This window comes from Inquilinus ginsengisoli, from assembly GCF_050434925.1.
GTDB classification, from domain to species: domain Bacteria; phylum Pseudomonadota; class Alphaproteobacteria; order DSM-16000; family Inquilinaceae; genus Inquilinus; species Inquilinus ginsengisoli_B.
Genome location: NZ_JBNDJK010000001.1, coordinates 2,139,664 through 2,153,197 on the forward strand (window position 1 = coordinate 2,139,664; position 13,534 = coordinate 2,153,197).

Annotated in this window: 16 protein-coding genes; 7 read left to right on the forward strand and 9 right to left on the reverse strand. The window is 70.0% G+C overall.

Translation table 11 applies throughout. From position 1 onward, the window contains the following. Nucleotides 1–94 precede the first annotated feature (94 nt). From sppA to pdxH, 6 genes are all read right to left on the reverse strand, one after another. Nucleotides 95–1,849 carry a signal peptide peptidase SppA gene (gene sppA / locus QFZ27_RS10205; RefSeq protein ID WP_429226193.1) on the reverse strand — a complete coding sequence of 585 codons (1,755 nt, stop codon included), beginning with the start codon at nucleotides 1,847–1,849 and terminating at the stop codon, nucleotides 95–97. A 21-nt stretch (nucleotides 1,850–1,870) separates the two neighbouring features. Beyond that, nucleotides 1,871–2,443 carry a peroxidase-related enzyme gene (locus QFZ27_RS10210; protein ID WP_429226195.1) on the reverse strand — a complete coding sequence of 191 codons (573 nt, stop codon included), beginning with the start codon at nucleotides 2,441–2,443 and terminating at the stop codon, nucleotides 1,871–1,873. A gap of 159 nt (nucleotides 2,444–2,602) precedes the next feature. Continuing rightward, a complete protein-coding gene (locus QFZ27_RS10215; RefSeq protein ID WP_429226196.1) occupies nucleotides 2,603–2,962 on the reverse strand; it encodes a hypothetical protein in 360 nt (119 codons plus the stop codon). Then, entirely contained in the window at nucleotides 2,952–3,212 is a 261-nt protein-coding gene (locus QFZ27_RS10220; protein WP_429226198.1) for a type II toxin-antitoxin system Phd/YefM family antitoxin, read from the reverse strand. The genes QFZ27_RS10215 and QFZ27_RS10220 overlap by 11 nt, the downstream gene beginning before the upstream one ends. Before the next feature lie 67 nt (nucleotides 3,213–3,279). Further along, nucleotides 3,280–4,227, reverse strand: a complete 948-nt coding sequence (locus QFZ27_RS10225) for a cation diffusion facilitator family transporter (protein WP_429226200.1) — start codon at nucleotides 4,225–4,227, stop codon at nucleotides 3,280–3,282. Next, a complete protein-coding gene (gene pdxH, locus QFZ27_RS10230) occupies nucleotides 4,224–4,841 on the reverse strand; it encodes a pyridoxamine 5'-phosphate oxidase (RefSeq protein ID WP_429232438.1) in 618 nt (205 codons plus the stop codon). The genes QFZ27_RS10225 and pdxH overlap by 4 nt, the downstream gene beginning before the upstream one ends. Nucleotides 4,842–5,017: 176 nt before the next feature. On the opposite strand from pdxH, the gene QFZ27_RS10235 reads away from it, so the two are divergent. Next, nucleotides 5,018–5,482 carry an RT0821/Lpp0805 family surface protein gene (locus QFZ27_RS10235; RefSeq protein WP_429226202.1) on the forward strand — a complete coding sequence of 155 codons (465 nt, stop codon included), beginning with the start codon at nucleotides 5,018–5,020 and terminating at the stop codon, nucleotides 5,480–5,482. A gap of 37 nt (nucleotides 5,483–5,519) precedes the next feature. On the opposite strand, the gene QFZ27_RS10240 is transcribed toward QFZ27_RS10235, so the two are convergent. Next, nucleotides 5,520–6,884 carry a YihY family inner membrane protein gene (locus QFZ27_RS10240; RefSeq protein WP_429226204.1) on the reverse strand — a complete coding sequence of 455 codons (1,365 nt, stop codon included), beginning with the start codon at nucleotides 6,882–6,884 and terminating at the stop codon, nucleotides 5,520–5,522. A 112-nt stretch (nucleotides 6,885–6,996) separates the two neighbouring features. On the opposite strand from QFZ27_RS10240, the gene fabI reads away from it, so the two are divergent. Genes fabI through aroC form a run of 3 tightly spaced genes read left to right on the forward strand, consistent with a single transcriptional unit; the run spans nucleotide 6,997 to nucleotide 9,409 of the window. After that, nucleotides 6,997–7,836, forward strand: coding sequence for an enoyl-ACP reductase FabI (gene fabI / locus QFZ27_RS10245; RefSeq protein ID WP_429226205.1), 840 nt, complete (start codon nucleotides 6,997–6,999; stop codon nucleotides 7,834–7,836). Then, nucleotides 7,833–8,327: a GNAT family N-acetyltransferase gene (locus QFZ27_RS10250; RefSeq protein ID WP_429226206.1), complete on the forward strand. Its 495-nt coding sequence runs from the start codon at nucleotides 7,833–7,835 to the stop codon at nucleotides 8,325–8,327. The genes fabI and QFZ27_RS10250 overlap by 4 nt, the downstream gene beginning before the upstream one ends. A gap of 5 nt (nucleotides 8,328–8,332) precedes the next feature. Continuing rightward, nucleotides 8,333–9,409, forward strand: a complete 1,077-nt coding sequence (gene aroC / locus QFZ27_RS10255) for a chorismate synthase (RefSeq protein WP_429226208.1) — start codon at nucleotides 8,333–8,335, stop codon at nucleotides 9,407–9,409. Between the two features lie 42 nt (nucleotides 9,410–9,451). Here aroC and QFZ27_RS10260 read toward each other — a convergent pair whose 3' ends face one another. Then, nucleotides 9,452–9,679, reverse strand: a complete 228-nt coding sequence (locus QFZ27_RS10260; protein WP_429226209.1) for a hypothetical protein — start codon at nucleotides 9,677–9,679, stop codon at nucleotides 9,452–9,454. A gap of 269 nt (nucleotides 9,680–9,948) precedes the next feature. Here QFZ27_RS10260 and QFZ27_RS10265 point away from each other — a divergent pair, with 269 nt between their 5' ends. The 3 genes from QFZ27_RS10265 (at nucleotide 9,949) to QFZ27_RS10275 (ending at nucleotide 12,365) form a co-directional block, all read left to right on the forward strand. After that, the gene (locus tag QFZ27_RS10265; RefSeq protein WP_429226211.1) at nucleotides 9,949–11,010 is read left to right on the forward strand and encodes a trypsin-like peptidase domain-containing protein; all 1,062 of its coding nucleotides are present in this window, start codon (nucleotides 9,949–9,951) and stop codon (nucleotides 11,008–11,010) included. Nucleotides 11,011–11,131: 121 nt separating this feature from the next. Further along, complete coding sequence (locus tag QFZ27_RS10270; RefSeq protein WP_429226212.1) at nucleotides 11,132–11,920, forward strand: phosphodiesterase; 789 nt, start codon at nucleotides 11,132–11,134, stop codon at nucleotides 11,918–11,920. Between the two features lie 19 nt (nucleotides 11,921–11,939). Further along, a complete protein-coding gene (locus QFZ27_RS10275; protein WP_429226213.1) occupies nucleotides 11,940–12,365 on the forward strand; it encodes a GNAT family N-acetyltransferase in 426 nt (141 codons plus the stop codon). On the opposite strand, the gene QFZ27_RS10280 is transcribed toward QFZ27_RS10275, so the two are convergent. Further along, nucleotides 12,362–13,387: a LacI family DNA-binding transcriptional regulator gene (locus QFZ27_RS10280; RefSeq protein WP_429226215.1), complete on the reverse strand. Its 1,026-nt coding sequence runs from the start codon at nucleotides 13,385–13,387 to the stop codon at nucleotides 12,362–12,364. The genes QFZ27_RS10275 and QFZ27_RS10280 overlap by 4 nt on opposite strands. Nucleotides 13,388–13,534: the final 147 nt, after the last annotated feature.

The window sequence follows — 13,534 nt, forward strand, 5'->3', positions numbered from 1 at the left end:
GTCGAACGCCGTAGGTCGGATTCGCGGTTCGCGAACCCAACATCGCGCCGTTGGAGCCAGTGTTGGGTTCGCTGGCGAACCCAACCTACGAAAGTTATCGCCCCAGCAGCAGCGGCTGCATTGCCGCGACCGGGCCGTCGGTGACGGCGGCGACGGCGCCGAAGCGTTCCGCGATCGGGCTCAGTGGACCCAGCCCGGCTTCGAGCAGCGCCGCCCCGCCCAAGGGGCTGCCGGAGATCAGCCGGCGCAGCGTGTCCAGGGCCGAGCGCGGTCGCGGCAGGCGCACCACCGCCACCTTGGCGTCGGGGCCCAGGCCGATCGCCTGGCGGGCGATGACCATGGCGGCGTCGAGGCCGCCCAGCCGGTCCACCAGGCCGTTCTTCACCGCCTCGCTGCCGAGCCAGACCCGACCCTGGGCAACGGCGTCGACCGCCTTCGGGTCCATGCCGCGGCCCTTGGCCACCAGCTGCAGGAAGGCGTCGTAGCCGGCGTCGACGCCGGCCTCGAAGCGGCCCTTCTCGCCGGAATCCATCGGCTCGTTCACGGTCCAGATGCCGGCGTTGCGGCCGCGCTGCACGCTGCCCCAGTTGACGCCGGCCTTCTTCCACAGCGCCTGCAGCACCGGCTTGCCGGCGAAGATGCCGATCGAGCCGGTCAGGGTCGAGGGCTCGGCCACGATCGCCTTGGCCTGGGCGGCGATCCAGTAGCCGCCGGAGGCCGCGGTCTCGCCCATCGACACCACGATCGGCTTGCCCGCGTCGCGCGCCCGCCCGACCGACCGGCCGACCAGGGCCGAGGCGATCACCGAGCCGCCGGGGCTGTCGATGCGCAGCACGATCGCCTTGACCTTGTCGTCCTCGACCGCGTCGTCGATGGTCGCGGCCAGCTCGCGGCCGACGATCTGGCGCTGCAGGCTGCCCTCCGACGGCTCGTCGACGATCGGGCCGGTGGCGTAGATCACCGCGATCCGCGGCTGGTCTTTCTTCACCTCCGGTTCGGTCGCTTCGAGATAAGCGTCGGCCTTGACCTCGGTCAGCTTGCGGCCGGCGCGAGCATCGACCAGCCCGTCGACCTCGTCCCAATAGGCCAGCCTGTCGACCAGCCTGGCGTCGATCGCCTCCCTGGCGGTATAGGGCCCGCCGTCGATCAGCCGCTTGACCTGGTCCGGCGGCAGGGCGCGGCCCTGGGCGATTCCGGCGACCAGCTGGTCGTACAGGCCCTGGGCCATCGCCTCGTTCATCGCCCGGCTGGCCGGGGTGAAGTCGCGCTCGGTGAAGGTCTCGGGCGCCGATTTGTACTGGCCGCGCTTGCTGACCTCGGGCTGGACGCCGACGGTGTCCAGGAGGTCGCGCACGAACGGCACCTCGACCGAGATGCCGGTCAGGCCGACGGCGCCCTGCGGCATCATCAGGGCCTGGTCGAAGCCGGCCGCGAGGAAGACCGCGACATTGCCCGGCCCGCCGCCGCCCAGATCGTCGGCATGGGCCACGGTCAGCTTGCCGGCCCGCCGTGCCCGGTCGATGGCGTCGCGCAGCTCCTGCGCCGAGGCCAGCGGCACCGCGTCGGCCGACAGCCGGGCGATGATGGCGCCGACCCGCGGGTCGGCGGCGGCGCGGTCGATCGCGTCGATCGTCTGGTGCAGGGTCAGCGGGCTGCGGCTCAGGCTGAAGGCCCCGGCCGGGACCCCGTCCGGCGCGCCTTTCCGCAGGTCGAGCAGCAGGGCGAGGTCGCCCTTCGGCAGCTGCGGCGACCGGTCGGTCGCGTACCAGACCAGCCCCCCGGCGGCCAAGATCAGCAGCAGGAACAGCACGCCGAAGATGATGAGGATGGCGCGGATAAAGCGGCCCATGAAGGAATCCTGCCCGGGGGATCAGCGGTTCATCGCGTGATAGTCGCGGTTCGGCATCATGTCGACGCCCGAGGCGACCCGGTTCGACATGTTGAAGAACCCGGTCACGTCGCAGATGTCGAAGATGTCCTCGTCGGAGAAGCCGTGGTCGCGCAGCGCCGTGCGCTCGGAATCGCCGACCTTGTGCGGCTCGGTGGTCAGCAGCCAGGCGAAATCCAGCATGGCGCGCTGGCGCGGCGGCAGCCGGGCGACGCGGTGGTTGAAGGCCAGCATCTCGCCGAGCTCCGGGTCGTCCGCCAGGCGCCGCACCGCCTGGCCATGCGCGACCAGGCAATAAAAGCAGCGGTTGGCCGAGGAGACGGTGACGGCGATCATCTCCCGCTCCAGCTTCGACAGGCCGCTGTCGCCGAGCATCAGCTCGTTATAGGTGGCGATGAAGTTGCGCAGCTTCTTCGGCCGCAGGCTGTAGGCGCGGATCACGTTCGGCACCAGCCCCAGCTTCTCCAGGCACTTGGCGTAATAGGCCTTGAGGTCCTCGTCGAGCGCCGCCTCGTCCGGGATCGGCAAGGCCATGACGTGATCGGGCTGCGGCACGGTGGGAATCCTCTCTGGTCGCGGGCCGCAGCCTAGCAGGCGGCAGGGGCCGGGTCGAACCCGGCCCGCGGCGGGAAGGGTGACGACGATCTCAGTCCGTGCGATCGACGCGCGAGTGCCGCATCCGGAAAAACGGACCGAACTCGGTGGCCAGCTTCATCATGAAGGTTTTGCTGAATCTCTGCCGCGCGGTTCCTGTCCGAGGTCGAGGACGTAGGATGATTCCGCGATGTCGAAATTGTACTCGTCGATGCTGATCCAGGCCGATTTCCAGGTCTTCAGCCCGGCGCGGCGGCATTCGATCTCGGTCAATTCCAGGGTGTGGCGGCCGGTCTGCGGTGGCGTGGCGGAAATCGCCAGCAAGGCGAGCCAGGTCTGGCCGGAATCGGGCTGGCGGAGCGCGATCGCGACGCAAACCGGACGATTCTTCCGTCCCTCGGTCTCGCCTCGCTGGTGCTGCCAGCGCCAAAGGTAGGGATAGTCGATGATGACGCCGGTCTTCAGGTCGTCAATCTTCATCGTCATACCCTTCGCCGCGAGCGAGCCTATCGAGCTCCGCGGCGAACCGGGCCGAGATGTCCTCCGGCGTTTCCCCAGGGCCATATGCCCGGCGCGGATCGTCTGCGCTGCGCAGCCGATCGTAGTGCTCCACGGACATCAGCACGAATTTTGGCTTGCGATGGTGGGTGATGATGACGGGTGCCTTGCGGGCCGCATCGGTGATCTCTCCCACCTGCTTGTTCAAATCCGAGGTTGTGAAGCTGCGCATGACAAGCCTCCAGCTGCTGCCTCCAGAATATCAATATTTTATGGAATATCCATATTTTTCTCGGCAGCTAGCCCTGGCGCTTGTAGATGCGGTGGTCCAGTCGCTCGTCGTCCAGCCCGGCGGGCTCCTGGTGCAGGATCACCTCGGCGTCGGGGAAGGCGGCGGACAGCGCCGCCTCCAGCCGGTCGCAGACGGTGTGGGCCTGCCACAGGGTCAGGCTTCCCTCCATCTCGACATGCAGCTCGATGAAACGGGTGCCGCCGGCGCTGCGGGTGCGCAGGTCGTGCAGGCCCGCCACCTCCGGGTCGGCCTGGACGATGGCGGCGATCCGCACCCGCTCCTCCTGCGGAAGCTCGCGGTCCATCAGGTGGTCGACGGCGCGGCGGGCGATGCGGGCGGCGCTGACCAAGAGCCACAGCGCGACGCCGATCGCGGCGGCCGGGTCGAGCCACTGCCAGCCCGGCCGCTGGCCGATCACCAGCACCGCCAGCACCACCACGCTGGTGGCGGTGTCGCCGACATAGTTCAGCCGGTCGGCCTCGATCGCGGTCGATCCGGTGCGGCGGGCGATGCCGCGCTGGAACACCACCAGCAGGACCGTCGCCACCAGCGAGATCGACATCACGGCGATGCCGAGCGGCACCTCGACGATCGGCGTCGGGGTGATGAAGCGGCCGGCCGATTCGAAGATCAGCAGCAGGGCCGAGCCGCCGACGAAGGCGGCCTGGGCGATGGCGCCCAGCGGCTCGGCCTTGCCGTGGCCGTAGCGGTGCGACCGGTCGGGCGGCCGCAGCGCATGGCGCACGCTGATCAGGAGGATGCCGGAGGCGGCGACGTCGACCAGGCTGTCGAGCAGCGAGGACAGGATCGCCGCCGACCCGGTCACCAGCCAGGCGGCCAGCTTGAGCACGGCCAGGGTCGAGGCGACCGAGACGCTGACCGTCGTCGCCAGCTTCAGCAGCCGGTCGCGCCGCGCCTGGTCGCCGGGCTGCCCGGTCCGGGCTTCGTCGGTCACGGGTACAGCCGGTGGTGGCGCCAGCCGTCGAGGCCCGGCTCATACACCACCCGGTCGTGCAGGCGGTACGGCCGCTCCTGCCAGAACTCGATCCGCCACGGCACCAGACGGAAGCCGGACCAATGCGGCGGCCGCGGCACCGGTCCGTCCGACTCCTCCGGGCCGAAGCGGCGGGTGGCCTCGTCGACCGCCTGCTCCAGCGTCGCCCGGTCGGCCAGCGGCCGCGACTGGGCCGAGGCCCAGGCGCCGATCCGGCTGCCGCGGGCCCGGCTAGCATAATAGGAATCGGCCTCGGCCGGCTCGACCGGCGTCACCGGCCCCTCGACCCGCACCTGCCGGCGCAGGCTCTTCCAGTAGAAGCACAGCGCCGCCCGCGGGTTGCGCGCCAGCTCCTCGCCCTTGCGGCTCTCGAGATTGGTGAAAAAGACGAAGCCGCGCGCCTCGGCCGTGGCGTCGTCGACGCCCTTCAGCAGCACCATCCGGAGCGACGGCGCACCGTCGGCGGTCGCGGTCGCCAGCGCCATGGCATTCGGATCGTTGATCTCATGCGCCGCGGCCAGGCCAAACCAGGTTTCGAACAGGGCGAACGGGTCCGCCGGCGGAACGAAATCCAGGTTGGCGGGTTCGGTTGCGGCACTGCCGGGATTCGGGGTGGAGGGGGGCGTCGTCATGGCGCACGGCCTTCATTCGATCGAAGTCCGGCTACATTAGGCATCGACGCCGTGAAGTCCATGGCGGCCAGGACAGATCCGATGCCCGCTGCGGGCATCGCAGGAGGATCGGAGCTATCATGAGGAAGTACACCATCGCCGCCGTGCTCGTCGGTGCGGTCGCCCTGGCCGGTTGCCAGGACTACGGCCCGAAGCAGGGTGCCGGCACCCTGATCGGCGCGGCCGGCGGTGGCCTGCTGGGCTCGCAGTTCGGCAGCGGCACCGGCAAGCTGGCCGCGACGGCCGCGGGCGTGCTGATCGGCGGCTGGCTCGGCAACTCGGTCGGCTCCTCGCTCGACCGGTCGGACCAGCTCTATGCCGAGCGGACCTACAACCAGGCTTTCGAGAACAGCCACAGCGGCACCGAGAGCTCCTGGCGCAACCCGGATTCCGGCAATTACGGCACGGTCACCCCGACCCGGACCTATCAGGAGAGCGGGCGCAACTGCCGCGATTTCACCCAGACCATCTATGTCGAGGGCCGAGCCCAGACCGGCACCGCCTGCCGCGAAGGCGACGGCACCTGGCGGATCGTCAACGGCTAAAAGGCACGATCCGAACTGTCCGACGAAGGCCCGCCGCTCACGGCGGGCCTTCCGCATTCGGGGCCACCCGGTGCAGCGAAATCGCCGACTTCTCGGCCCGGCCGGGCAGGCGCTCGGCCGGCGGCTCGTCGACCAGCACCGCCGCCAGCGGCACGCCCAGGCTGTCGTGATGCGCCTCCTCGGCGGCGTGGATGCGGTCGGCCAGCGCCTGCAGCCAGGCGCCCTCCAGCCCCGGCACCTCGCCGATCTTGCCGCGCATGCCGACGCCGAGGCCGCGCATCAGGTCGGCCAGCGTGGTGATCCGGAGATCGCGCGAGATCAGCCATGTGTCGGAGGCGGAGCGCTCGACGAAACGGGCGTGGCGCAGCTGCTCCAGCATGCCGTCGAGGGCGGAGATCCCGACCGGCACCCGGTCGAGCAGGGTCGGGCGATGCAGGCCGATGCCGAGCCGGCTGGCTGCCGCCAGCTCGCGCAGGATGGCGACGGCGATGGTCAGCCGCGGCCCCGGCAGGATCTTGTCGATCTCGCCGCCCAGGAGGCGGCCGGAGCGCCAGTCCGGCAGCGCCGCGGCGATCACCGCGCCGATCAGCACGATCGACCAGGCAAGATACAGCCACAGCAGAAAGATCGGGATCGTGGCCAGGGCGCCGTAGATCGTCTCATAGGCCGGGAATTCGCGCAGGTACCAGGCGAACAGGCGCTTGGACAGGTCGAACGCCACCGCCGCGATGGCCCCGCCGATCACGGCGTCGTTCCAGCGCACCGAGCGGTTCGGGATCAGCTGGTACAGCAGCGTGAAGCCGATGAACTGCAGCACCAGCGGCACGAAGCCGATGAACGGCGACCACAGCTGCTGGCCGAAGCCGCCATGGCTGGTGAAGAAGTTGATGGTCAGCGAGAAGCTGGCGACCACCAGGATCGGGGTCAGAGTCAGGATCGCCCAGAAGGTGACGATCCGCACCGCCCAGGCCCGCTGCTCCTTCACCCGCCAGATGCCGTTGAAGGCATCCTCGATGGTGGCCAGGAGCAGCACCGAGCTGACCACCAGGCCGACGATCGAGAAGGCGGTCAGCCGCCCGGTGTTCTGGCTGAACCCCTCCAGGTAGTTCAGCACGGTGTGCCCGACCTCGGGCACCAGCATCTCGACCAGCCAGGTCTGGGCCGCGCCCTTGATCAGGCCGAAGGCGGGGAAAGCGGACAGGATCGAGAAGGCGATGGTGGCGATCGGCACCAGCGCCAGCAGCGAGGAATAGGTCAGGGCCGAGGCCGCCTGCGCGCCGCGGTCGTTCCAGAAGCGCAGCACGGCGTAGCGGCCGAAGGTGTAGAGCGCCCGCGCCCAGTGGCGGGCCTTCTGGCCAACGCTCCGGCTCTGCTCTTGCCGATCACCCGGTCCCGATGCCATTGATAAGCCCACATTTGACCCGACAGGGCGTTCGTGTACGATCCCCGCACTCTAATCCAAGGACCCGCGGCGCGCCCCGTTCGGGTGTCCTGACCCCAACTGAGGCTCTGCAATGACGGTTCCCTCTCCGCTCCTTCAAGGCAAGCGCGGCTTGATCATGGGCGTCGCCAATGACCGGTCGATCGCCTGGGGGATCGCGTCGGCCTGTGCGGCGCATGGTGCGGAGCTCGCCTTCACCTACCAGGGTGACGCGCTGCACAAGCGTGTCAAGCCGCTCGCCGAAAGCGTCGGCTCGACCCTTGTGCTGCCCTGCGACGTTACCGACCAGGCCAGCATTGACGCTGTCTTCCAGACGCTGGAGCGCGAGTGGGGCCGCCTCGACTTCCTGGTGCACGGCATCGCCTTCTCCGACAAGAACGAGCTCGACGGCCTGTACCTGAATACGACGCGGGACAACTTCCTGCGCACCATGGACATCTCCTGCTACAGCTTCACCGCCGTGGCGCAGCGGGCGGTGCCGCTGATGGGCGACGGCGGCAGCCTGTTGACCCTGACCTATTACGGGGCGGAGCGGGTGATGCCGCACTACAATGTGATGGGCGTGGCCAAGGCGGCGCTGGAGGCCAGCGTGCGCTACCTCGCGGTCGATCTCGGCGGCCGCGGCATCCGGGTCAACGCCATCTCGGCCGGCCCGATCAAGACCCTGGCGGCCAGCGGCATCGGCGACTTCCGCTACATCCTGAAGTGGAACGAGCTGAACGCGCCGCTGAAGCGCAACGTCACCATCGAGCAGGTCGGCGGCGCCGGGCTGTACCTGATCTCCGAGCTCGGCTCCGGCGTGACCGGCGAGGTCCACCACGTCGACAGCGGCTATCACACGGTCGGCATGGTCTCGGTCGATGCCGCCGCGGCGACCGCCGAGCTGCTGCAGGGCCTGGCGCCGAAGCCATGAGCGTGGCCGTCACGGTCCGGCTGGCCACGGATGCCGATCGCGCGGCGGTGACGGCGGTGTTCCAGGACCTCGACCGGCACTATGCCGACGGCCGCGCGCTCGACCCCGACGCGGTGACGGCCGAGCGGGTCGAACGCCATGTCTATGGCGAGCATCCGACCGAGATCGCCCTGGCCGAGATCGACGGCCGGGCGGTCGGCGCCGCCAGCTTCGGCATGCTGTTCCCGGGTCGGGCCCTGACCGGGCATCTGCAGCTGAAAGACCTGTATGTCCGCGAGGGGGCGCGCGGGCTCGGTGCCGGCGAGGCGTTGCTGCGCTTCCTGGCGCGGCTGGCGCAGGACCGCGGCTGCACCCGGCTGGACTGGACCACCGAGACCTGGAACGAGGGGGCGCAGCGCCTCTACGACCGGATCGGCGCGGCGCGGCTGGCGCAGAAGATCTATTATCGGCTCGAGGGCGACGCTCTCGACCGCGTCGCCCGAGAGGGCTGAGGGTCATGGCCGGCAACAGCTTTGGAACTCTGTTCCGCTTCACCACCTGGGGCGAAAGCCACGGGCCTGCCATCGGCGTCGTGGTCGACGGCACGCCGCCGCGCATCCCGCTGACCGAGGCCGACATCCAGCCCTGGATGGACAAGCGCAAGCCCGGCCAGTCGCGCTTCGTCACCCAGCGGCGCGAGGCCGATGAGGTCAAGATCCTGTCCGGCGTCTATGAAGGCCAGACGACGGGCACGCCGATCTCGCTGCTGATCGAGAACACCGACCAGCGCAGCAAGGACTATTCCGAGATCGCGGCCAAGTTCCGGCCCGGCCACGCCGACTACACCTACTGGAAGAAATACGGCATCCGCGATCCGCGCGGCGGCGGCCGGTCCAGCGCGCGCGAGACCGCGTGCCGGGTGGCCGCCGGCGCGGTCGCCCGCAAGATCCTGGCGGGCGTCACCATCCGCGGCGCGCTGGTCCAGATCGGGCCGCACAAGATCGACCGCGACCGCTGGGATTGGGACGAGGTCGACCGCAACCCGTTCTTCTGCCCGGATGCCGAGACTGCTGCGCGCTGGACCGATTATCTCGACGGCGTGCGCAAGGCCGGGTCCTCCACCGGCGCCGTGGTCGAGGTGATGGCCGAGGGCGTGCCGGCCGGCTGGGGCGAGCCGATCTACGACAAGCTCGACAGCGATCTGGCCCGGGCGATGATGACGATCAACGCGGTCAAGGGGGTCGAGATCGGCGCCGGCTTCGGCGCGGCGTCCCTGTCCGGCGAGGAGAACGCCGACGAGATGCTGATGGGCAATGACGGCGCGGTGCGCTTCACCGCCAACAATGCCGGTGGCATCCTCGGCGGCATATCCACCGGCCAGCCGGTGGTGGTGCGGTTCGCGGTCAAGCCGACCAGCTCGATCCTGACGCCGCGGCGCACGGTCGACATTGAGGGCCACAACACCGAGATCCTGACCAAGGGCCGGCACGACCCCTGCGTCGGCATCCGCGCCGTGCCGGTGGGCGAGGCGATGATGGCCTGCGTCCTGGCCGACCACCTGCTGCGGCAAAGGGCGATCGAGGACCGCGGCTGAGGCGGTGCGACGCCCCTTCCTGTCATTGCCGGGCCTGACCACTCACCGCCGGCGGACGACCCTCTGCGCCCGGACATCGATCACTGAGAAGGCGCGGTCGGCATAGGCCTGGATGCCGCTTTCGGTCGCCGTCGTCGGGTTGTCGAAGAAGCACTTGATCCTGCCGCGCCGTACCAGGGCGTAAGGCGCCACCGCAGCCCCGTCGGATTCGGACAAAAATTTCGCCAAAGCCTCGATATCCGCGCGGTCGGCGTGGTCGCTGACGGTCATGAAGTCCCTTTCCGGATCTGGGCGCAGCCCCGACGCCTGTCGACGATGCCGATGTCACACGGTCGTCATGTCCGACTATATAGCCCGGCTGGCGGCCGGAGGGGAGGGGCAGCGACGCCGCGATCGCAAAACCCTTGCTCCCGCGATCCAGGTGCCGCCACCCTGGCCGTGAACTTTCGCCGGCCTCGCGGGTTCGGTGGGGGCACCCAAACCTGGACGCTTGGCGCAAACCGGCGCACATCTTCCAGCGGACCGGAAGGAGAAACGTGATGCGCCGCATCCTGACGCTGTTGATCGTGCCTGCGATGCTGGCGCTGGCTGCCTGCAATTCGGGGGGCTCGGCCGGAACCGCCTCGCGCGGCTCCCTGCCCACTCTCAACCCGTTGCTGACCGAGGCCATGCCGGCGGTGGTTAATGTCCAGGTCAAGGGCACCGTGCGCCCCAGCGCCGAGATGCTGCGCGATCCCGACATCCGCCGCTATTTCGGCGGCGAGAAGGAGAAGTCGTTCCGCAGCGTCGGCTCCGGCGTCATCGTCGACGCCGCCAAGGGCCTGGTCGTCACCAGTGCCCATGTCGTCGAGAACGCCACCGAGATCGGCGTCACCCTGGGCGACGGCAACGAGGTGACGGCCCAGGTCGTGGGCTCGGCCGCCGACATCGACATCGCGGTGCTGCGCATCCCGGCCAACGGTCTGAAGACCGAGCTGCCGGTGGACAACACCGACATGCCCAAGATCGGCGACTTCGTGGTCGCGATCGGCAACCCGTTCGGCCTGGGCCAGACCGCCTCGCTCGGCATCGTCAGCGCCACCGGCCGCAGCGGCCTGGGCATCGAGGGCTATGAGGACTTCATCCAGACCGACGCGGCGATCAACCCCGGCAGCTCCGGCGGGGCGCTGATCGACCTCGATGGCCGGCTGGTCGGCATCAACACCGCCATCCTCAGCCCGTCCGGTGCCAATGCCGGCATCGGCTTCGCCATCCCGATGCACATGGTCAAGAACTCGATCGACCAGATCGAGCAGTTCGGCTCGGTGTCGCGGGCGCGGCTCGGCGTCGCCATCGAGGATCTGACCGCGGCCAAGGCGGCGTCGCGCGGCATCTCGGTCAACCGCGGCGCGCTGATCACCGGCATCGTCCCCGGCACCGTGGCGGCCTCGGCCGGCCTCAAGGTCGGCGACGTGGTGACGGGGCTGGACGGGCACCCGATCGACGGTGCCACCGCGTTGCGCAACGCCGTCGGCCTGATGCGGCCCCAGACCTCGGTGATGCTGACCGTGGTCCGCGGCAAGCAGACGCTCAGCCTGCCGGTCGCACTCGGCGCGCAATAGCCGTATTCACATTCCGGCGCTGGCGTCGGGCCTCGCCGTCGTTGTAACGGTCTGGGATTCCGATCGGCGCGGCACTCGCGCGACTGTGCCGATCCCGTCTCCCGCGGCGCCGAGGACGTTCATGCTGATCGCCCAGATCACCGATACCCATGTGACCACGCCGGATGTCGCGGTCGAGACGGGGATCGACGCGCTCGGTGCGCTGCGCCGCTGCGTCGAACATCTCGCCGCGCTGTCGCCGCGGCCGGACCTGCTGCTGGTCACCGGCGACCTGGTCGACCGCGGCGACGTCGAATCGTACCGGCTGTTCCAGAAGGCGCTGGCGCCGCTGGGCCTGCCGATGCTGGCGATCCCCGGCAACCATGATTCGCGCGAGGCGATGCGCGAGGCCTTCGCCGGCCATGCCGGCATCGGCACCGATGGCGCGTTCCTCAACATCGCCGGCGAGACCGGCGGCCTGCGCCTGATCGGGCTCGACACCACCATTCCCGGCCGGATCGAGGGGCTGCTGTGCGACGACCGCCTGGAGTGGCTCGACGCCCGGCTGTCGGAGGCGCCGCAGCAGCCGGCGCTGGTGTTCATGCACCACCCGCCCTTCGAGACCGGCATGACCCGGATGGACGGCTGGCGCTGCGGCAATGGCGACGGCCTGGCCCGCGTCCTGGTTCGGCACCGCCAGGTGGTGCATGTGCTGTGCGGCCATGTCCATCGCGCGGTCGACACCACCTTCGCCGGCATCCCGGCCTCGATCGGGCCCAGCCCGTCGCATGCCGTGGGGTTCAACCTCGAGCAGGGGGCGGAGCTGACGGTCGGCATCGAGCCGCCGCTGGTCCGGTTGCTCTACTGGACCGGCAAGCGGCTGATCTCGCACCTGTCGCCGATCGACGGGGTGCAGCGTCGGGTGTCCTGACAACGGAGCGGAGGCGGCCGTGCCTGAGCCGGAGATCGTGCTGACCGATGTCGTTGACGACCGGCTCGAAGCCGTCATCGATGGCGGGCTGAACGCCTACAACGACGCAGCCATCGGCTACAGCGACCGGCGGCCGCTCGCCGTGACGGTCAAGGATCCCGCGACCGGCGAGATCCTGGGCGGCGCCAAGGGGCGCACCTCGCTGGGGCTGCTGTTCGTCGAGCTGTTCTGGCTGCCGGAGGCCCTGCGCGGCTCGGGACTTGGCAGCCGGATCCTGCGGATGATGGAGGAGGAGGGGCGGCGGCGCGGCTGCCGCTCCGCCGTGCTCCTCACCATCAGCTTCCAGGCGCCGGAGTTCTACCGCCGCCACGGCTGGCGGGTGTTCGGCGACATCCCCTGCGACCCGCCGGGCACCAGCCGAGTGTTCATGACCAAAGATCTCTAGGCCGCGACCGTGGCCCGCCGCACCAGGCTCACCGGCACCACCTCCACCACCGCCGGCCGGGCGGGGTCCTCGGCCCGTTCCAGCATCAGCGCCACGGCGCGGGCGGCGATGCGGCCGGCATCCTGGCGGATCGTGGTCAGGCGATAGGGGGCCAGGCCGGCCGGCGTCACATCGTCGAAGCCGATGATCGAGAGATCGCGCGGGGCGGCGCGGCCGGCGGTCTTTGCCCCGTCCAGGAAGCCGCAGGCCAGCACGTCGCTGGCGCAGAACAGCCCGTCCAGCGGCGCGTCCCAGGCCCGGGTGGCGGCCGCGGCACCGGCGTCGTGATCGGGCCCGGCGGCGGTGATCGGGCGGAAGGTGGCGCGGCCGGCGGCCAGGGCCGGTGCCAGCGCGGCGACGAAGGCGGCGCTGCGGGCCAGGCCGCTATAGGTGCCGCCCTCGACCCCGAGGAAGCCGAGATGCCGGCAGCCCGCTTGCAGCAGCGCCTGCGCCGCCAGCCGGCCGCCGGTGTCGTTGTCCGACAACACCGCGTCGACCCCCGGGATCGACACGGCGCGGTTCAGCGCCACCACCGGGATGCCCAGCCGGGCGCATTGCTCGGCCAGCGCGATCGGCGGCGCGCCGGAGGTCACCAGCACGCCGCTGACCCGGTACTGCAGGAAGCGGGCGATGGTGCGGTCCAGCGCCGCCTCGTCGCCGACCTCGCTGACCAGCGACTGCAGGCCGCGGCCGTCGATCTCGCGCAGCAGCGCCTCGAACAGCGCCGCGCGATAGGGGTCGGTGGCGCCGCGCACGACGATGCCGACCAGGTCGGAGCGTTGGCGATTCATGCCGCGGCCCAGCATGTTGACCTGGTAGCCCAGGGCGGAGGCGGCCTCCAGCACCCGCTCGCGGGTCTCGGCCGCCACTCGGGCTTGGCCGGACATGATGCGCGAGACCGTGGCGCGCGACACCCCGGCCCGATCCGCCACCGCCTGGGCCGTCACCGACCTTGTGCCGCTGTCCTGCTGCCGCTGCCCCAACCGACGCTCCCATGCCGAAGATCCAGGATAGCGCACACGTGTTCACGATGACGAGGCGTCGTAAAGCCGAAATCGGCAGGCCAAGAGGAATGTCACCGGACCGTCACGAAACATTCATTTCCTTGAAAGCGTGCGGTGTCCAGGACC